The following is an 18703-nucleotide window of genomic DNA, read 5'->3' on the forward strand; positions in this document are numbered from 1 at the left end:
TCTAATTACCAAAGCCGGTGGCTATGGGTCCCGGGCCGCGCTTCGCTTGCCCGGGACGACATTGGCGCCTACCTTCCGTTCTTCTTCCGCCATGCCGCAAAATCTTTTGGCGTCTGCTCGTCGGTTGCGGGATAGAGGCCGAGGATCGAGCGGCCTCGGCCTACTTCCTCGGTGACGAAATCCTCGAACGCGGTCATCTCGACAGCCTCGTCGGCAATCTCATCAGCGAGGTGCGCCGGAATCACGATGACGCCGTCGCTGTCGCCGAGGATGACGTCACCGGGAAATACCGGCGCATCGCCGCAGCCGATCGGCACGTTGATCTCGATCGCCTGATGCAGGGTCAGATTGGTCGGCGCGCTCGGGCGGTGGTGAAAAGCGGGAAAGCCGAGTTTTGCGATCTCGGCCGAATCGCGAAAGCCGCCGTCGGTGATGACGCCGGCACAGCCGCGCTGCATCAGCCGCGTCACCAGGATGGCGCCGGCGGACGCCGCGCGGGCATCCTTGCGGCTGTCCATGACCAGCACGGATCCGGCCGGGCAATCCTCGATCGCCTTGCGCTGCGGATGGGCGCGATCACGAAACACGTCGATCTTGTTGAGGTCCTCACGCGCCGGCATGTAGCGCAGCGTGAAGGCTTCGCCGACCAGGACCGGCTGATCGGGACCCAAGGGGTGCACGTCCTGGATCATCTGGATGCGAAAACCTCGCTTGAACAAAGCGGTGGCGACGGTGGCGGTCGAGACGGTCTTCAGCTTGTTACGGGTGGCGTCGCTCAGTTTTGTCATGGTTCACGTCCTTGTTATTCCATCATTCCGGGGCGATGCAAAGCATCGAACCCGGAATCTCGAGATTCCGGGTCTGGTCCTTCGGACCATCCCGGAATGACGGCGTTTCTCAAACCGCGCCGTGGGCTTCCACATAGAGCGCGTAGACCGAATGGCAGCTCGCCATGTAGAGGCGGTTGTTCTTCGGGCCGCCGAAGGTGAGATTGGCGCAGCGCTCCGGCAGGCGGATGAAGGCGAGCGGCTTGCCCGCCGAGTTGAACACCATGACGCCGTCGAGATCCTCGGACCTGCCCTTGAGCTGGAACACTTTTCGGCCGCCGACATCCGACGGTTCGGCCTGCAGCGCGCCGTTCGAACCCCAGCCGCACCACAGATTGCCGTCGCGGTCGACACGAAAACCGTCGATCGAGCCTTGGTCGGCGGCGTCGATCACCTTGGTCTTGCCGCCGAGCGTACCGTCGGCGCCGACGTCGTAGCTCCAGATGCTGCGGTTGGGCGTGCCCTTCCACTCGACGATGTAGAGCTTCTTCTCGTCCGGCGAGAACGCCAGCCCGTTGGGATTGACGAGATCGGTGAGCACGGCTGTGATCTTGCCGTCCTTGGCGATGCGGTAGACGTTGGTGGTGGCCTGTTCGGGCTTGTCCTTCTTGCCTTCCCACTCGCCATTGATGCCGAACAGCGGATCGGTGAACCAGATCGAATCGTCGGACTTGACCACGATGTCGTTCGGCGCGTTCAGCCGCTTGCCCTCGAACTTGTCGGCCAGCACCGTGATCTTGCCGTCCTTCTCGGTGCGGGTGATGCGGCGCGTCACCGAATGCTCGCAGGTCACAAGGCGGCCCTGACGGTCGCGCGCGTTGCCGTTGGCGTAATTGGCATTGGCGCGGAACACACTGGTCTGGTTGGTCTTCTCGTCGAACTTCATGATCCGGTTGTTGGGAATATCAGAGAACAGCAGATAACCGCCCTCCGGAAAATACACCGGCCCCTCGGCCCAGCGCATGCCGGTCGAAACCTGTTCGACCGTGGAGGAATAGAGCCGGTATTTCGCAAAGGCAGGATCGAGGATCTGCACCGCCGGATCGGGGTAGCGCTGGTTCGGCGTGAACGGGAACGATTGCGCGAAGGCTGCGCGGGACAGCAGCGTCGAGGCGGCAGCGGCGGCGGCCCCTGCGAGGATATTGCGTCGGGTAATGGTCATGGTGGTCCTCCCTGTGATTGTTTTTGATTTGTCATTCCGGGATGGTCCGAAGGACCAGACCCGGAATCTCGAGATTCCGGGTTCGATGCTTCGCATCGCCCCGGAATGACATCAATAAATCGACGGTTCATCCACCGGCGCGCCAAAGCCGGTTTCGAGGAAATCGAAGTCGCAACCTTCGTTGGCCTGCTTGATATGTTTGGTGAACATCCAGCCGTAGCCGCGCTCGTAGCGACGCTCCGGCGGCTTCCATTCGGCGCGGCGTTTGGCCAATTCGGCCTCAGAGACGTCGAGATTGATGGTGCGCGCGTTGACGTCGAGCGTGATACGGTCGCCGTTCCGCACCAGCGCCAACGGCCCGCCGATATAGGCTTCCGGCGAGACATGCAGGATGCAGGCGCCGTAGCTGGTGCCGCTCATGCGCGCATCCGACAGCCGCACCATGTCGCGCACGCCCTGCTTCACCAGTTTGGTCGGGATCGGCAGCATGCCCCATTCCGGCATGCCGGGGCCGCCCTGCGGGCCGGCATTGCGCAGGATCATGACGTGATCCGCTGACACGTCCAGATTCGGATCGTCGACGGCCTTCTTCATCGACGGATAGTCGTCGAACACCAGTGCGGGACCGGTATGCTTGAGGAAGCGTGGTTCACAAGCGCTCGGCTTGATCACGCAGCCGTCGGGGGCGAGGTTGCCCTTGAGCACGGCGAGCGCGCCCTCGGCATAGATCGGATCCTTGACCGTGCGGATGACGTCGTCGTTATAGACTTCGGCGCGCGCGATGTTGTCACCGAGCGTCTGGCCGGTGACGGTCATGACGTCGAGATGCAGATGCTCTTTGATGCGGCTCATCAGGCCGGGCAGACCGCCGGCGTAGAAGAAATCCTCCATCAGGTATTTGTCGCCGCTCGGACGCACATTGGCGATGACAGGCACCTTGCGGCTGGCGGTCTCGAAATCGTCGAGCCCGATGTCCTGCCCCGCGCGGCGGGCCTGCGCGATCAGGTGAATGATCGCATTGGTCGAGCAGCCCATCGCCATCGCCACCGTGATCGCGTTCTCGAAGGCCTTTCGGGTCTGAATCTTGTCCGGCGTCAGATCCTCCCACACCATCTCGACAATGCGGCGGCCACTTTCCGAGGCCATGCGGATATGGCCGGCGTCGGCCGCCGGGATCGACGACGCGCCGGGCAAGGTCATGCCGATCGATTCGGCGATCGCGGTCATGGTCGAAGCAGTGCCCATGGTCATGCAGGTGCCGTAGCTGCGCGCGATGCCGGCCTCGACATCGACCCAGTCCTTGTCGGAGATTTTTCCGGCGCGCCGTTCGTCCCAGAATTTCCAGGCGTCGGAGCCCGAACCCAGCGTCTTGCCCTTCCAGTTACCGCGCAGCATCGGCCCGGCCGGAAGATAGATCGCAGGCAGGCCCATGCTGGTGGCACCCAGCAGCAGGCCCGGTGTAGTCTTGTCGCAGCCGCCCATCAGCACGACACCGTCGACGGGATGGCCGCGGAGCAACTCCTCGGCGTCCATCGCCAGCATGTTGCGATAGAGCATGGTGGTCGGCTTCAGGAACGATTCCGACAGCGAGAGCGCCGGCAGCTCCATCGGAAAACCGCCGGCCATCAGGATGCCGCGCTTGACGTCATCGACGCGCGACTTGAAATGCATGTGGCAGGGCTGCGCATCCGACCAGGTGTTGAGGATCGCAATCACCGGCCGATCCTTCCATTCCTCCGGCGCGTAGCCCATCTGCATCGCGCGCGAGCGATGGCCGAAGGCGCGCAGATCATCGGGCGCGAACCAGCGCGCGCTGCGGAGGTCGGCAGGGTTCTTTCTGGCGGTCATGACTGCGTGCCCCATTTCTGGACGGTATTGCGCTCGATGGTGCGGAAGATCAGGTTTTCGACAATGAGACCGATGATGATCACGGTCAGCAAGCCCGCGAAGACCGCGGGAATATCCAGCAGGTTGCGGTTCTCGAAGATGAACCAGCCGAGGCCGCCCTGCCCCGACGATACACCGAACACCAGTTCGGCGGCGATCAGCGTCCGCCAGGCAAACGCCCAGCCGATCTTCAAGCCGGTCAGGATCGAGCCGAAGGCGGCGGGGATCAGAATGCGCGCGACATACGGCAGACCGCGCAGACCGTAATTGCGGCCGACCATGCGCAGCGTGTTCGACACACTCTTGAAGCCGGAATGGGTGTTGAGCGCGACCGGCCACAGCACCGAGTGGATCAGCACGAACACAAGGCTGCCATTGCCGAGCCCGAACCAGATCAGCGCCAACGGCAGCAGCGCGATTGCCGGCAACGGATTGAACATCGCGGTGACGGTTTCGAGAAAGTCGGTGCCGATCCGGGTCGAGATCGCCAGAATGGTGAAGATTGCGGCAAGCACGATGCCGGCGCCATAGCCCATGAACAGCACCCTCAGCGACGCCCAGGCGCGCAGCGGAATGGTGCCGTCTTTTACCTTCTCGAACATCGTGATGATGGTGTCGTGAAAGGTCGGAAACAGCAGCGGATTGTCGAGGAAGGTGCCGTAGGCCTCCCAGGCGGCTGCGAGAAAGACGATGATGACGGCCTTGCGGACGAAGCCGTCGTTCCACAGCAGTTCCAGCACCGTCAGTTTGCGCTCGACCTCGACCGGCACATCCGCGGTAGCGGCGGTATCGCGCAGCAGGATTCTCGCTTCACCCATCGCGCGCTCCCTCAATGTGCCGTAACGGTATCGGCGAACAGCAGGTCGTGGATCTGCTTTTCCAGCCGGGCCGCGCTGCCGTCCTCGCTGGAGACCTGGTCGACATCGACCACCTCGGCCTTGACCCGTCCGGGATGCGGCGACAGCAGCAGGATCCGGTTGCCGATCTTGATCGCTTCCGCGATCGAATGCGTCACGAACAGCACGGTGAATTTGGTTTCAGCCCAGAGCTGCAGCAATTCGTCCTGGCAGGTGCGGCGCGTCAGCGCATCCAATGCCGCGAACGGCTCGTCCATCAACAAAATATCCGGCTCCATCGCCATGCCGCGCGCGATTGCGACGCGCTGCTTCATGCCGCCCGACAGCGTGTGCGGATAGGCATCGACCACCCGGGTCAGGCTGACCTTCTCGATATAGGCCCGCGCCCGCTGCTCCGCCTCCTTGCGCGGCAACCGGCGGGTCATCAAGAGCGGAAACATGACGTTTTCCAGCACCGTCTTCCACGGCAGCAACTGGTCGAATTCCTGGAAGATCATCATCCGGTCGGCGCCGGGCTCGGAGATCTCGCGGCCCGAGATCCGCATCTTGCCTTCGCTCGGCGTCATATAGCCGCCGACCGCCTTCAGCAGCGTCGACTTGCCGCAACCGGACGGGCCGAGCAGAACGAAACGGTCGGAGCGATCGACCGTGAAGCTGACCCGCTCGGTCGCGGTGACGACCGCGCTCGACGTCTTGTAGCGCAGCGTTACGTCACTGACGTCGAGAAGCGCGGCCATGGGCTCAATTGCCCTTCAGGTCATGCGCGACCGGCAGATAATAGTCGGTCCAGGCTTTCGGCATGGTCTTCAGCGTGCCGGTCTTGAACAGATGGGCGGCGAACTTCATGGTGCCCTGCGGCTGCAGGTTCCATTCCATCATGCCGGGCTCCTTGAGCCACGCCAGCAGATCCTCGACGCTGGTCTTGTCGCCGGTGACTTCCTTGTAGATTTCGACCGCGGTCTTGGTGTCGCTGCGGATCAGGTCCTGTGCCTCCTTGGTGGCGTCGAACACCGCCTGGATGATCTTCGGGTTGGCATCGGCGAATTTCGTCATGGTGAAGAATTGCGCCTGACTCAACGGCCCGCCCATGATGTCGGGCGACGACAGCACCACATGCGCGCCGGGCACGTTCTTCAGTTCGAGGAACGTAAACGGCGGGATCGCGAAGTGATTGCGCACCTCATGCTGGGCATTGGTCATCGCCACATAGGCGTCGGGATGGCCGAGCTGCACGGTGTTGGGATCGAGCTTCGCCCATTGGTCGGCGCCGAACGCCTCGGACGCCGCAATCTGCAGCACGATCGCCTGCGTCGAGACCTTGACGGTCGGCACCGCGATCTTGTCGTTCGGGCCGAAATCCTTGATGGACTTGATGTTGGCATCGCGACTGATCAGCGTCATCGGCTGCGCCGAGGTGGCGACAATGCCCTTGACCCCGCCGCGGGTACGATCCCACAGCAGCAACAGATTGCCGGTGCCGGTGTTGAGGATATCGACGCCGCCGGCCAAGAGCGCGTCGGTCTGCGCGCCGCCGCCGCTGAGATTGATCCACTTGGTGGTGACGCCGGGCACACCCAGCGCCGCGGCATGCTTCTCGATCAGCTTGTTCTTTTCCATGATGTGCGAGGGCATGTAAAAAATGCCCGGCTGCCGCGACAGCGAGATCTCGCTCTTGGCCTGGGCCAGGGCCTGCGAAATCACCGGCGAGCCCGGCAGCACCATGGCGAACACCGCAACGGCGAACGCGCCAGCCCGCAAAATCATGTTTTTCATGTGTATCTCCTCCGGCGGTCGCGTTGACGCCTTTGGCGAGATGCACTAATGTATTAGTGCATTTGATGCAAGCACCTTCTGAAACGGCTGGCCTAGCCTGATGACTCCATCGCCCACCGCCCCCCGCCGCGCCGTCGCGGGCTCAGCCGATCGGCTCGACCGCGACCGTCAGGCGGCGCCGCAGGTCTACGAACGCCTGCGCGGCATGATCATTTCACTGGATCTACCGCCGGGATCGCCGCTGTCGCGCGCCGCACTTGCCGGGCAGTTCGGGGTCTCTTCGACGCCGATCCGCGACGCGCTGATGCGGCTCGAGGAGGAAGGGCTGGTCGAGGTGTTTCCGCAATATGCCACCGTGGTCAGCCGGGTCGACGTGCGGCTGGCGCAACAGGCGCATTTCCTGCGGCAGGCGGTCGAACTCGAAATCGTGCGCGGGCTTGCGATCCGCCATGACGAGGCGTTCGTCGCCGAACTCAACGCGACCATCGCGCGCCAGCAGCAATTCGCCAAGGCCGGCGATTTCGAAAGTTTCATGGCCGCCGACAACGAATTCCACGCCCGGCTCTATGCCGCTACCGACAAGCAGGACATCTGGGCGCTGGTACGCAGCCGCAGCGGGCATATCGACCGATTGCGGCGGATGCACCTGCCCTCTCCCGGCAAGGCGCAGGATATCGTACGGCACCATAAACTGATCGCAAAGGCCATCGGCGCCGGCGAGCCCGACGAGGCGCAGAAGCACCTGCGCACCCATCTGTCGGGCACGCTCAGCGAACTCGCCCAGATCAGGGCGCGCTATCCGGAATATCTGAGCAATTGAGCGGCGCGGCGCTGACATGCAGGTCGCGCGGTTGTCTGGCCGGCACCATGCGGATAGAGCGCTTTCGCGGGAGCCTTTCGATTGCTGACGCGGAACCCCTGGCGAGCGGAAACGGTTGCGAGAGGACGGGCTTTCGGCAAGACTTACAACCTCCCGTTGGCCATTCCAGCGGGAGCGGAGAACCTATCTTGGCAAGAATACTGGTTGTCGACGACGATGTGGCGGTTCAGAGCACCGTCCGCCTGTTGCTGGAACGCGCCGGCCACAGCGTGGTCACCGCCGGCGACGGTCGCAAGGGACTTAGCTTGTGCGAGACCGGCGATTTCGATCTCCTGTTCCTCGATATCTTCATGCCGGGAATGGATGGATTCGAGACCATGCGGATGGTTCGTCAGCATCATCCGCTGATCTCGATCATCGTCATTTCGGGCCGGCCGATTTCTGTCGAGCCGGACTCCGCACCTGACTTCCTCACCATGGCCACCAAGCTCGGGGCGGTCTCGAGCCTGCAAAAACCCTTCAGACCCGCCGACCTGCTGGCGGCAGTCACCGGCTGCCTGGAAGCAGCCGGGCTATCCTCGCCGTCACCCCGGCCGTCCGGCGATGTTACTTCCTGCCGGTAATGCGGCGCTCTGGATTTTTGATTCAACGTGTTTTCCTGACGCGAACCGGTTTCCACTTCGCTGGAAAACGCTCTAGCATTGGCTTTGCCTGGCGACTCGACCGGGTCGCCACGGGAGGGCACGCGAAAGCAAGATGACGCTGACAACCAGGCTTGCCATCGCGATGATTGCGCTGGTCGCGATCGCGGTATCCGCGGTCGGATGGCTGAGCTATCGGAGCCTGGAACAGGCCGTCCTGCCGCGCGTGCTCGATCGGATCGAGACCCATTCGCGGTTGGCCGCCAGCGAGCTGGAGTCCCAGGTCCGCACCGGGCGCGGCGACATCGCCACCTTCCATGGGCTGGCGGCGGTGACGGGATTGATGCGGGCGCGTCTCAATGGCGGGATCGATCCAACCGATGGCACGTCCGAGGCGCTCTGGCGCGAACGGCTGGAAAGCCGGTTGGCCGCCCAGATGTCGCTGCGGCCGGCCTATTCGCTCCGCGTCATCGGCGTTGCGGATAGCCACCGCGAAATCGTCCGCATCGATCGCTCAGGTCCGAACGGCGCCGTCCGCGTCGTGCCGGATGCAGAGTTGAAGCAAGTCGGCGACGCGCCGTATTTCCGCGACACGATCAAACTGGCAACGAATGAAATCTACGTCTCGCCGGTCGATTTGAACGAAGAGAATGGTGTCATCGAGAACCCGCATGTGCCGACGATGCGGATTGCGATGCCGGTCCTCGCGCCCAACGGCAAGCCGTTCGGCATTGTCATCGCCACGGCCGATATGCGGCCCGGGCTCGACCGCGTCCGGTCGTCGGTCCGGCCTGGCGAAAGCATCTACGTGGTCGACGCCAGGGGCAACTATCTCGTTCATCCCGACCGGGCGCGCGAATTCGGTTCGCAACTGGGTACACCGACCGACTGGCGGAAAGACTTTCCGGATCTGGCGGCGTCGATCGGCGTCGCGAAAGGCTTCGCACAGATCGTGCAGACGGAGGCCGGGCGCCCCGGCGGCGAGGCTTTTGCGCCTACCCTTCTGGCCGGCAGCGAGTGGACCGCGGTCATCGAATCGGTACCGAATGCCGTCGTCATGGCGCCGGCGCAGGCGATCCAGAAGAGCTCGATCACCGTCGGATTGATCGCCGTATTGTGCGCAGCCGTGCTGGCACTGCTGATCGCGCGATCGCTGACCCGGCCGATCGTCCAGTTGACCAGGGCCGTCGAAGCCGCCGCCCGTAGCGGGACGGCGGTGATCCCGGTCGATGCGCGCGGCGAGACCGGCGTGCTCGGGCGCGCGTTTGCGCATGTGATGGAGGAAGCCAATGCCAAAGCGGTCGCGCTCGAACGCGAGGTTCAGGAGCACCGCCGCACCATAGCGTCGCGCGATCACCATGCGGAACGCGAGCGCCTGTTCAGCGCGGCGGTCGAATCGTCCAACGACGCCATCATTACAATGTCTCTCGACGGCACCATCACCGGCTGGAATTCGGCCGCCGGGCGTCTGTTTGGCTATTCAGCGGCCGAAACCACCGGTCAAAGCATCAGGCTGCTCGTACCCGACGACCGGTTGTCGGAGGTACAGGACAGCCTGCGCCGCATCGGCTGGGGCGAAAGCATCGAGCACAACGAGACGGTTCGGCTGCGGAAGGACGGCACGCCGATCGAGGTCTCGCTCAGTATTTCCCCGATCAAGGCGCCCTCGGGAGCGACCATCGGCATCTCCAAGGTGGCGCGCGACATCACCGACAGCAACAAGACCCGGCAGGTGTTGCGCCAACAGACCGAGGAACTTCGTCGCATCTTCGAGACCTCGCAGGACTTGATCCTGGTGATGGATTCTCGCGGATTTCTGGTCCAGGTCAGCCCGAGCTGCGAGGCCATTCTGGGGTTTCGGCCCGAGGAAATGATCGGCCGCAGCGGGACTGACTTCATCCACCCCGATCATCTTGAGAATGCCCGCGAGGAGATGCGCGCGGCACGGCGCGGGCTGCGTCCGAAGATTTCCGATACGCGTTGCATCCACAAGAGCGGACGAGCCGTATGGCTGTCCTGGCTCGGGACCTGGTCCGAACCGGGCAAGCGGTTTTTCTTCGTCGGCCGCGACATGACCGAAGGCCGGCTGGTGCAGGAGACCTTGCGCGAAAGCGAGCAGCTCGCCCGCGGCATCATCAATTCCGCGCTCGATGCCTTCGTCCAGACCGACGAACACGGCATCATCCGGGACTGGAATTCGCAGGCCGAGGTCATTTTCGGATGGCCACGGGCGGACGTGCTCGGAAGGAACGTTTTCGAAATGATCGCCCCGGATCCGACCGAGGGTCCGGTTCAGACAGGCCTGGGACACTTTCTGAAGTCCGGGCTCGAACAGGTTGCAAGGCCCCGCCGCGAGGTCCAGGCGCGACGGCGCGACGGAAATGAATTCACTGCCGAGTTGAGCATCACGGCGTTGAAGACCCGCGACGGATTTGTATTCAACTGCTTCATGCGCGATCTGACCGACAAGATCGCCACCGAGGACAGGATCAGGCAGGCCGAGAAGATGGAAGCCGTCGGCCAGCTCACCGGCGGCATTGCGCATGACTTCAACAACATCCTGACGGTGATCACGGGAACGATCGAAATCCTGGCCGACGCGGTCAAAGGCGAGCCGCAACTGGCCGCGATCACGCGGATGATCGACGAAGCGGCGTCACGGGGCGCCGACCTCACCCAGCATCTGCTGGCTTTCGCCCGCAAGCAGCCGCTGGAACCGCGGGAGACCGACGTCAACACGCTGATCATCGACACCGCCAAATTGCTGCAGCGAACGCTCGGCGAGCACGTCGAAATCGAATCGGTGTTCGAGGACGAGGTGTGCCCGGCCCTGGTCGATCCCAATCAGCTCGCCACCGCAATCCTCAATCTCGCGCTCAATGCCCGCGACGCCATGCCGGATGGCGGCAAGCTGATCATCGAGACCGGGGGCGTCGTGCTCGACGAGAATTACGCCAGGACGCACAGCGACGTCCGGCCGGGCCGCTACGCCCTGATCGCGGTGAGCGACACCGGGACCGGCATTCCGGCCAACATGCTCGACAAGGTGTTCAATCCGTTCTTCACCTCGAAAGGTCCCGGCAAGGGCACCGGCCTCGGGCTGAGCATGGTGTACGGCTTCGTCAAGCAATCGGCCGGACACATCATGATCTACAGCGAGGAGGGCCACGGGACGACGATCAAGATGTATCTGCCGCCGGCCTCGGGCACATTGCTGGCCGCCGAACCGACGCCGGCGCCTGTCGTCGAGGGCGGTCACGAGACAATCCTGGTCGTGGAAGACGACAAGCTGGTGCGCGACTATGTGCTGACCCAGCTTCATTCGCTGGGCTACGTCACGCTGGACGCGGCGAACGCGACAGAGGCGCTCGCGATCGCCAATGATGGCCATCCCTTCGATCTGCTTTTCACCGACGTGATCATGCCCGGCATCAACGGTCGCCAGCTCGCCAACGAAATATTGAGGCTCAAGCCCGGGCTGAAGGTGCTGTTCACGTCGGGCTATACGGAAAACGCGATCATCCATCACGGCCGGCTCGACGAGGGCGTGCTGCTGCTCGCCAAGCCCTACCGCAAATCGGATATGGCGATCATGGTCCGGAAAGCGCTCGCCGACTGAGCACGGTCTCTTTTTGCGCCGGTCAGGCCTGACGCTGGATGGTCATCACGATCCGCACCAGATCGGCGGCGTTCCGCGCTCCGAGCTTCTTCATGATATTGGCGCGGTGATCCTCGATCGTGCGCGGGCTGATCCCGAGATGGCGTCCCGCTTCCTTGTTGGATGCGCCCGCGGTGAACTGCTCCAGCACCTCGCGCTCGCGTCGCGTCAGTGGTTCGCGTCCCGGAAAATGCAGCGTCGCAATCCGCGATGCGGAATTTTCTGCCTGCCGGCGGGCAAATGCCTCGATCGCTTCGTCCAGTCGCGCCACGATTTCGCTGCCGCGAAACGGCTTTTCGATGAAGTCCAGCGCGCCGTTCTTGATGGCGGTGACTGCCATCGCGATGTCGCCTTGCCCCGAGATCATGAAGATCGGCGCGGGATAGTCCTCGCCGTGAAGCTCCTTCAGAATGTCGAGGCCGGATTTGCCGGGGATATTCACGTCGAGCAGGATGCAGGATGGCGTCCGGCTTCTCGCAACCGCGAGCAAGGCGGCGCCGTCTGCGAAACAGATGACCTGATAGCCGCCCGCCGTCAGGACCATCGACAGCGTGTCGCGGACGGCCGGATCGTCGTCGACCACGAAGATCTCCCCGCGGGAGAGGGCCTTTTCAGCCATGTTTCATCGTCCGTGCGTAGTGAATCATGACGCATACTCAGGTGACGGTATTCAACTCCATACCCGATCGAAACGCACCAGTATTTGTACGGGACGTTGGCTTAACGCACAAGTAGCGACGCGCCCCTTAAACAACAGAGTAAGGAGTGTACCCATGCAGAATGCAGCAGGTGACGGCATCGAGTCCGGAACCGACGGTCAGAATGACAGCTATCGATCGGTCGTATCAGACCTCGTCAGCCTGATCGAGCATGTCCAGGCGAGCCTGCGACTGATCGAACAAACGATGGTCCGGGAAACCTCGCCCGGCAGCCAGGAAAACGCCGCCAATGTCATTGTGCTGGACGACGTCTCGCCGCGCTATGTCAAGGCGACCGCGGCGCTGAAAGCCTGCGACGCCAATCTCGGCATCGCCCTCCACTCCCTGCTGGATTCCAGGACGCCCAGGCGCGGCACCAGCGGGTATGGCGAAGTCCCGCTTTCTTGCGGGGCTCGCGATGTCCTGCGTGACCGATCGTCTCGCGCGATCGGCCCTCTGCCGCAGCGACGGCCTGGCGTCCAGCATGCCACCGGCGCGCCGGCCGATCGGGACTCCGCCACGAGATGATGGAGAAAATCGACGCCGCGCTCAAGCCCGAGGCGCGATCGCCTCAGTTCGTCATTTCTTCGGTTTTCGACGTCCCGCCCGACGGCTTCTTGCCATGCTTGCCCCTCAGGAAATGAATGTCCATTTCCGTGCCGTTGACGCGAACCAGTTCGCATCGGCGGTAGGCAAGACCGGTCGATGACAGCAACAGGAAGAACTCCTTGAGATTGAGGCCCTGAATCGAGCCTTCAACGGTCAAGGTCGCGTCGTTGTCCGAGATCGCGTTTAGCAGGCAATCGCGACGCCACGTGCCGTCGATGGCCATGATGCAGACATCATAGCCCCGGCTGAACGTGACGCGCTCGGTTCCCTTGTTGTCTTCTGACATTCCTCAGCGTCCTGCCATCGCCGCCACTTTTGGCGGTGCCGTTGCGGCCGGTGCATTGGCGGCGCGCGCGCCGGTCGGCCGGTAGAGCCCGCGCTTGTCCGGAAACGGCTTGAACACATCCGTCAAGCCGACAACCGTTTCCGCTGCACCCAGCACCAGGAAGCCATCCTGTTCCATCGTCCTGGCGAGGCGGCCGAAGATGTTGATCTTGGTGTCCTGGTCGAAATAGATCAGGACGTTGCGGCAGAAGATGATATCGAATGCCCCGAGCTGGGAAAAATCGTGCAGCAGGTTCAGCTGCCGGTGCTGAACCATGGCGCGAATGTCGGCGCCGATCTGCCAGAGCTCGCCGTTCTGCTTGAAATATTTCACAAGCAACTGGATCGGAAGGCCGCGCTGGACCTCGAACTGGCTGTAGATGCCCGCCTTGGATTTCTCCAGCACTTCCTGGGACAGGTCGGTCGCGATGATTTCGACCCGCCATCCGGCAAGCGTAGCGCCCATTTCCTTCAGGCTCATCGCGAGCGAATACGGCTCCTGGCCGGTCGAACCGGCCGCGCACCAGATCCGGATCGTTTTGCGATTTGCACGCGCCTTCATGATCTCCGGCACGATCGAATCGCGGAAGTGATCGAACGGCACCTTGTCGCGGAAGAAGAAGGTTTCGTTGGTGGTCATGGCTTCGACCACCTGGGCGATCAGGGAGGACGAGCCACCCTTCATCTTTTGCACGAGTTCGCTGATGCCAGGCAGGCCGCATTTGCGCGACAGCGGAAGCAGGCGGCTTTCGATCAGATATTGCTTGTCTGCGGACAGGTCGAGACCGGAATGATCCTTCAAGAGCTTACGCAGATACTCATAGTCTGGCGGGGTCACGGGGCCTCTCAAGGGCAAGCGGAAAGAATTTAGACCGTCGGTTCCGTCAACTCGATCAGGCCGACTTCCTGGAATTTCGCAGTCACGATGCCTTTGTCGAACGGCTTCATGATGTATTCGTTGGCACCGCCGTCGATCGCGCGCGAGATGTGGTCGATGCTGGTCTCTGTGGTGCAGAACACGACCTTGGGCGTCTCACCGCCGGGCATGCGGCGCAGATGGCCGAGGAACTGGTAGCCGTCGATCACGGGCATGTTCCAGTCGAGCAGGATGGCCTCCGGCATGGCGCGCTTGCAGACGACCAGCGCGTCTACACCGTCTTCGGCTTCGATGACCTGAAAAGACATCTCTTCCAGGATGCGGCGCGCAATTTTGCGGACGATGCTGGAATCATCGACGACGAGACAGGTTTTCATTTCTGGGCCTCCTTGTCTGACGAGCGGCGCATGCCGATGGGGCTATGCTGCGAGGGCTGCTTTGGGCACGATTTCGAGGACGCGATCGACGTCGAGGACGACCATGAGCTGGCCGTCGAGCCGGTGGACGCCGCCGGCGAGCTTGGCCATGCGGGGATCGAGGTTGACGGGATTTTCCTCGCGGCTGTCATCGCGGAGCCTGAGAACCTCCCCGATCTGATCGATCAGCAGGCCGTAGGACTCGCCGCGCAGATCGACGCCGACCGCCATCGGCGGCTTGCCGTCTTCGTTCTTCGGCAGGCCGAGCCGGGCGCGCATGTCGACCACGGTGACGATGCGGCCGCGCAAATTGAGCACGCCCGCGATCTCCGCCGACGACAGCGGCACCCGCGTCAGCCGTTCCGGCATGAACACGTCCTGGACGCGGGAGATCGGCAGGCCGAACAATTGCCCGCCGATCACCGCGGTGACGTATTCGGCCACGGTGCCCTCGATGGTCTCGGTCTTGGTCGTTGTCATGATCTATTGCCCTTAAGCCGCGTGCCTGATCTCGGGGGCGGCGGTCTGTTCCTTCAGCGCCGCGATCAGGCCGGGACGGTCGAACTTGGCGACGTAGTCGTGGAAGCCGGCCTGCCGGCCGCGCTCGATCGCCGCCGGCGACACCATCGAGGACAGAGCGATGATCGGCATCGAACTCAGATGCTGGTCGGCGCGGATCACTTCGGCGAACTCGAACCCGTTCATGTCGGGCATCTCGATGTCGGTCAGCACCACGTCGAAGGTCTGGCCCGAGCGCAGCGCGGTGAGGCCTTCCTGGGCGTTGGGGGCGACCCGCACCCGGTAGCCGGCAGCCTTCAGCACCGGCGCCAGCATGTTGCGGAAGAACGCCGAGTCGTCGACCAGCAGCACCGACTGCGCCGACATCGAGGGCCGCATCTCCTTGCGCGAGAACCAGTCGGCGAACGCCATCGGGAGGAAGTGGCCGACGTCGATCACTTCGGTGGCCTGGCCCTTGATCACGGCCGAACCCAGGATGCCGGACTGCGAGCCCGCCACCTCGATGTGCAGCCGCTCCTCGACGATGTCGATGATCTCGTCAACCACGAGCCCCATCGAGCGGCCGTCGTCGGCGAACACCAGGATCGGCTGCGAGCCTGAGGTCTGGACCGTCACCCCGTCCATCTGCACCAGCGGCATCAGCTGCTCGCGGTACTGCACCATGTAGCGGCCGTTCGAGAGTTCGATCTTGTCGGTGGCGATCTCTTCCAGACGGGTCACCAACCCGAGCGGCACCGCCTTGGGCTGATTGGAGCCGGCGCGGAACACCAACAGCGAGGTCAGTTGCTCGCCCGAGGAGGCGTGCGCCGCGGCATGCTCGTCGGCGAGCTCGCGCGAGGCGGAGCCTGCCGCGCCGAGCGCCTTGGCAATGCCGTTGGGGTCGATGATCATGATCACGGCGCCGTCACCCAGAATGGTGTTGCCGGAGAACATGTCGATGTGCCGCAGTTTGGTCGACATCGGCTTGACCACGATCTCTTCGGTGTGGAACACGCCGTCGACCACGATGCCGAAGGTCTGGCTGCCGACCTGCGTGACCACGATAAAACCGTTCTCGGGGTCGGACGAGGAGCCGTCGTCGATCTTCAACAGCTTCTTCAGGTGCATCAGCGGCAACAGCTTGTTGCGCAGCCTGAGCACGGCGGTGTCCTTGATGCGCTCGATGCGGTGTTCGGAGTTGGCGCGGGCGCGAACCAGCTCGACCACCGACAGCTGCGGGATCGCAAAGCGGTCGCCGGCGGCTTCCACGATCAGGGCCGAGACGATGGCCAGCGTCAGCGGGATCTTGATGGTGACGGAAGAGCCCTCGCCGGCCACCGACTTGATGTCGATGGTGCCGCCGATCTGGTCGATATTGGTGCGCACCACGTCCATGCCGACGCCGCGGCCGGAGACCGAGGTGACGGCGGCGGCGGTGGAGAAGCCCGGCGCGAAGATGAACTTGTGGATCTGGGCTTCGGTCATCTTCTCCAGATCGGACTCGGAGACCAGACCGTTCTGAACGGCCTTGGCCTTGATCCGCTCGGTGTTGAGCCCGCGGCCGTTGTCGGCGATGCAGATGATGATGTGGCCGCCTTCATGGTAGGCGGAGAGACGGATGGTGCCCTGCTCGGGCTTGCCGGCGGCGGCGCGCTCAGTGGGCGTCTCCAGACCGTGGTCGGCGGAGTTGCGCACCATGTGCGTCAACGGATCCTTGATCAGGTCGAGCACCTGGCGGTCCAGCTCGGTGTCGGCGCCGTGCATCTCCAGCTCGATCTGCTTGCCGAGTTCGCCCGAGAGGTCGCGGACGATGCGGGGCAGCTTTTGCCAGGCGTTGCCGATCGGCTGCATCCGCGTCTTCATGACGCCTTCCTGCAGTTCGGCGGTGACGTTGGAGAGCCGCTGCAGCGGCACCTTGAACTCGGTGTCCTCGTTGCGGCGGGAGATCTCGAGCAACTGGTTGCGGGTCAGCACCAGCTCGGAGACCATGGTCATCAGGTGTTCCAGCGTGTCCACGTTGACGCGGATCGACTGGTTGGCGATTTTGTCGGCTTCCTGGACGTCGGTCTCGGCGGCGACCGCCTTCTTCGACGGCTTGGCTTTGGCGCGCGGCTCGGGGGCCGTCTCCGGCTCGGCGGCCTTGACGACCGGTGCGGGTGCGGGCGCAGGCGGCGCGACTTCGATGGCGGTCTCGCGGAAGGCGCGTTCGAGGTCGTCGAGCGAGACTTCGCCGGGACGCAGCGGACGCTCCAGCACCTGATCGACCAGCGTGCCCTGCGCGACCGCGGGCGCTGCGGGTGCAACCGGAGGTGCGGCGACCACCGGTACCGGTGCGGCTTCAACCGCGGCATGCGCGGCGCCTTCGGCCATCGCGTGCAGTTTCTCGATCAGGTCTTCGTCGGTGCCTTCCGGCTCGGTCTCGGTGGCCTCGAGGCCGGCGAGGATTTCCTTGATGCGGTCGATCGAGGACAGGATCAGCGTCACGGCGCCGGCCGTCACCGGCATGCCGTCGCGGAATTTGCCCATCAGGGTCTCGCCGGCATGGGCCAGCGCTTCGAGCCGCGGCAAGCCCAGGAAGCCGCAGGTGCCCTTGATGGTGTGAACCAGGCGGAAGATGTTATCCAGGATCTTGGCGTCAGTCGGGTCCTGCTCGAACCGCACCAATTGATTATCGACCGTATCCAGGCTCTCGCTGGTCTCGGTCAGGAACTCCCGCAACAAATCATCCATCAGAGCATGCCTTCCAAAATTCATGTCACGGTCGCTTCTCAGGCATACCTGTCCGGGTTTCACGACGACGTTAATTTCGTTGTCCGTGCAAATACGGAGGAAGCGAATTTTCACTATCCGCCTGCGCGCGTTCGCGATCGCATGCAACTTCAACAACGGCGCGCGTGGCGAATGACATGAAAGTCACGTTACACCTGTAACCATAGGCGTTCGGAATATTTCTCCGACATTCTTTATCTGCCGCAGCGCCGCGACCTGAAACATCATTCAATTTTGCAACAAATGCGTTCGGCATCTATCGGACGTTTACGACGTCTCGGCGCTTCGCTATCGCCTGGAGTCTCAGGCAGGCGGACTCGCGTAGGCATCATCGCCGGCCACGCGCGAATACGTGGCGTATCAGACAGTTTTGGTGATGCGGGAGATATCGACGTTTCGTGCGGACGCGCGACGATCACACGCGACGAATTGGAAAACGTCGTCTCGGGGCAGTCGGCCGGTATCAGGCCGCGAGCAGCGCTTCCTCGCGCTTCATCAACTTCCGGATTTCCTTGAGCGCCTTGTAGAGCGTTCCGGCAATCACATGACTGTTGACGCTGTCGATCGCAAGGCGATCGCCCGGATTGGTCTCGCGCAGGTCGCGCAGGAAACCCTGATAAGCCATCCGGTATCGCGGGATGTCATTCTTCAGATACATGGTCTGAACGCAGAGATAGAGCCGCTTGGCAGGCGTATTGGCGTTCTCGGGTGTGACGGTGTCTTTTTCGCGAAGGATCGGCGCATCGCCGTCGACCAGGAACGAGGTGCGCGTGCCAGAATTGACGAGAACAGTTTCGCCAATCACGATCCGTTCAAACGGTTTAAGTTCGACACGTAACGGCACAGTCTTCTCCCGTTCGAAGACGCGCGCGAGCGTAGTGCTCACG

17 protein-coding genes are annotated in these 18703 nt (G+C 63.1%); 4 read left to right on the forward strand and 13 right to left on the reverse strand.

The annotated features are described in order from the left end of the window. Window positions 1-68: 68 nt before the first annotated feature. From BLR13_RS16440 to BLR13_RS16465, 6 genes are all read right to left on the reverse strand, one after another. Entirely contained in the window at window positions 69-788 is a 720-nt protein-coding gene (locus BLR13_RS16440; RefSeq protein ID WP_074821861.1) for a ribonuclease activity regulator RraA, read from the reverse strand. 109 nt (window positions 789-897) lie between these two features. After that, window positions 898-1989, reverse strand: a complete 1092-nt coding sequence (locus BLR13_RS16445) for an SMP-30/gluconolactonase/LRE family protein (RefSeq protein ID WP_074821858.1) — start codon at window positions 1987-1989, stop codon at window positions 898-900. Between the two features lie 111 nt (window positions 1990-2100). Continuing rightward, on the reverse strand, window positions 2101-3837 hold the full coding sequence (gene araD / locus BLR13_RS16450; protein ID WP_074821856.1) for an L-arabinonate dehydratase: 1737 nt from the start codon (window positions 3835-3837) through the stop codon (window positions 2101-2103). Continuing rightward, window positions 3834-4694, reverse strand: a complete 861-nt coding sequence (locus BLR13_RS16455) for an ABC transporter permease (RefSeq protein WP_074821854.1) — start codon at window positions 4692-4694, stop codon at window positions 3834-3836. The genes araD and BLR13_RS16455 overlap by 4 nt, the downstream gene beginning before the upstream one ends. Before the next feature lie 11 nt (window positions 4695-4705). Further along, entirely contained in the window at window positions 4706-5470 is a 765-nt protein-coding gene (locus tag BLR13_RS16460; RefSeq protein ID WP_074821848.1) for an ABC transporter ATP-binding protein, read from the reverse strand. A 4-nt stretch (window positions 5471-5474) separates the two neighbouring features. After that, entirely contained in the window at window positions 5475-6455 is a 981-nt protein-coding gene (locus tag BLR13_RS16465) for an ABC transporter substrate-binding protein (RefSeq protein WP_433994282.1), read from the reverse strand. A 151-nt stretch (window positions 6456-6606) separates the two neighbouring features. Here BLR13_RS16465 and BLR13_RS16470 point away from each other — a divergent pair, with 151 nt between their 5' ends. From BLR13_RS16470 to BLR13_RS16480, 3 genes are all read left to right on the forward strand, one after another. Beyond that, window positions 6607-7326 (forward strand): GntR family transcriptional regulator, encoded by a 720-nt coding sequence (locus BLR13_RS16470; protein WP_074821844.1) that lies wholly within the window; start codon window positions 6607-6609, stop codon window positions 7324-7326. A 188-nt stretch (window positions 7327-7514) separates the two neighbouring features. Beyond that, window positions 7515-7949 carry a response regulator gene (locus tag BLR13_RS16475; protein WP_074821837.1) on the forward strand — a complete coding sequence of 145 codons (435 nt, stop codon included), beginning with the start codon at window positions 7515-7517 and terminating at the stop codon, window positions 7947-7949. 133 nt (window positions 7950-8082) lie between these two features. After that, window positions 8083-11586 carry a PAS domain S-box protein gene (locus tag BLR13_RS16480; protein WP_074821833.1) on the forward strand — a complete coding sequence of 1168 codons (3504 nt, stop codon included), beginning with the start codon at window positions 8083-8085 and terminating at the stop codon, window positions 11584-11586. Between the two features lie 22 nt (window positions 11587-11608). Here the strand turns inward: BLR13_RS16480 and BLR13_RS16485 are convergent, their stop codons facing one another. Further along, the gene (locus BLR13_RS16485; protein ID WP_074821830.1) at window positions 11609-12244 is read right to left on the reverse strand and encodes a response regulator transcription factor; all 636 of its coding nucleotides are present in this window, start codon (window positions 12242-12244) and stop codon (window positions 11609-11611) included. Window positions 12245-12398: 154 nt separating this feature from the next. Between BLR13_RS16485 and BLR13_RS16490 the strand changes: the two genes are divergently transcribed. Further along, the gene (locus BLR13_RS16490) at window positions 12399-12851 is read left to right on the forward strand and encodes a hypothetical protein (protein WP_074821828.1); all 453 of its coding nucleotides are present in this window, start codon (window positions 12399-12401) and stop codon (window positions 12849-12851) included. A gap of 43 nt (window positions 12852-12894) precedes the next feature. Here BLR13_RS16490 and BLR13_RS16495 read toward each other — a convergent pair whose 3' ends face one another. From BLR13_RS16495 to flbT, 6 genes are all read right to left on the reverse strand, one after another. Continuing rightward, on the reverse strand, window positions 12895-13218 hold the full coding sequence (locus BLR13_RS16495; protein WP_074821824.1) for a pilus assembly protein PilZ: 324 nt from the start codon (window positions 13216-13218) through the stop codon (window positions 12895-12897). Between the two features lie 3 nt (window positions 13219-13221). Then, window positions 13222-14094: a CheR family methyltransferase gene (locus tag BLR13_RS16500; protein ID WP_074821815.1), complete on the reverse strand. Its 873-nt coding sequence runs from the start codon at window positions 14092-14094 to the stop codon at window positions 13222-13224. A gap of 29 nt (window positions 14095-14123) precedes the next feature. Then, window positions 14124-14510, reverse strand: coding sequence for a response regulator (locus BLR13_RS16505; RefSeq protein WP_074821812.1), 387 nt, complete (start codon window positions 14508-14510; stop codon window positions 14124-14126). Window positions 14511-14552: 42 nt separating this feature from the next. Then, window positions 14553-15029 carry a chemotaxis protein CheW gene (locus BLR13_RS16510; protein WP_074821808.1) on the reverse strand — a complete coding sequence of 159 codons (477 nt, stop codon included), beginning with the start codon at window positions 15027-15029 and terminating at the stop codon, window positions 14553-14555. Window positions 15030-15041: 12 nt separating this feature from the next. Then, window positions 15042-17777 (reverse strand): hybrid sensor histidine kinase/response regulator, encoded by a 2736-nt coding sequence (locus BLR13_RS16515; protein WP_074821805.1) that lies wholly within the window; start codon window positions 17775-17777, stop codon window positions 15042-15044. Between the two features lie 502 nt (window positions 17778-18279). Further along, on the reverse strand, window positions 18280-18660 hold the full coding sequence (gene flbT, locus BLR13_RS16520) for a flagellar biosynthesis repressor FlbT (protein ID WP_074831439.1): 381 nt from the start codon (window positions 18658-18660) through the stop codon (window positions 18280-18282). Window positions 18661-18703 lie beyond the last annotated feature (43 nt).

It is taken from the genome of Bradyrhizobium ottawaense (assembly GCF_900099825.1).
Taxonomy (GTDB): domain Bacteria; phylum Pseudomonadota; class Alphaproteobacteria; order Rhizobiales; family Xanthobacteraceae; genus Bradyrhizobium; species Bradyrhizobium ottawaense_A.

Excerpts from the sequence above, each read along its gene's own strand:
- BLR13_RS16440 (WP_074821861.1), bottom strand. The coding sequence starts at position 788 with ATGACAAAACTGAGCGACGCCACCCGTAACAAGCTGAAGACCGTCTCG.
- BLR13_RS16445 (WP_074821858.1), bottom strand. The coding sequence starts at position 1,989 with ATGACCATTACCCGACGCAATATCCTCGCAGGGGCCGCCGCCGCTGCC.
- araD (WP_074821856.1), bottom strand. The coding sequence starts at position 3,837 with ATGACCGCCAGAAAGAACCCTGCCGACCTCCGCAGCGCGCGCTGGTTC.
- BLR13_RS16455 (WP_074821854.1), bottom strand. The coding sequence starts at position 4,694 with ATGGGTGAAGCGAGAATCCTGCTGCGCGATACCGCCGCTACCGCGGAT.
- BLR13_RS16460 (WP_074821848.1), bottom strand. The coding sequence starts at position 5,470 with ATGGCCGCGCTTCTCGACGTCAGTGACGTAACGCTGCGCTACAAGACG.
- BLR13_RS16465 (WP_433994282.1), bottom strand. The coding sequence starts at position 6,455 with ATGGTGCTGCCGGGCTCGCCGGTGATTTCGCAGGCCCTGGCCCAGGCC.
- BLR13_RS16470 (WP_074821844.1), top strand. The coding sequence starts at position 6,607 with ATGACTCCATCGCCCACCGCCCCCCGCCGCGCCGTCGCGGGCTCAGCC.
- BLR13_RS16480 (WP_074821833.1), top strand. The coding sequence starts at position 8,083 with ATGACGCTGACAACCAGGCTTGCCATCGCGATGATTGCGCTGGTCGCG.
- BLR13_RS16485 (WP_074821830.1), bottom strand. The coding sequence starts at position 12,244 with ATGGCTGAAAAGGCCCTCTCCCGCGGGGAGATCTTCGTGGTCGACGAC.
- BLR13_RS16490 (WP_074821828.1), top strand. The coding sequence starts at position 12,399 with ATGCAGAATGCAGCAGGTGACGGCATCGAGTCCGGAACCGACGGTCAG.
- BLR13_RS16495 (WP_074821824.1), bottom strand. The coding sequence starts at position 13,218 with ATGTCAGAAGACAACAAGGGAACCGAGCGCGTCACGTTCAGCCGGGGC.
- BLR13_RS16505 (WP_074821812.1), bottom strand. The coding sequence starts at position 14,510 with ATGAAAACCTGTCTCGTCGTCGATGATTCCAGCATCGTCCGCAAAATT.
- BLR13_RS16510 (WP_074821808.1), bottom strand. The coding sequence starts at position 15,029 with ATGACAACGACCAAGACCGAGACCATCGAGGGCACCGTGGCCGAATAC.
- BLR13_RS16515 (WP_074821805.1), bottom strand. The coding sequence starts at position 17,777 with ATGGATGATTTGTTGCGGGAGTTCCTGACCGAGACCAGCGAGAGCCTG.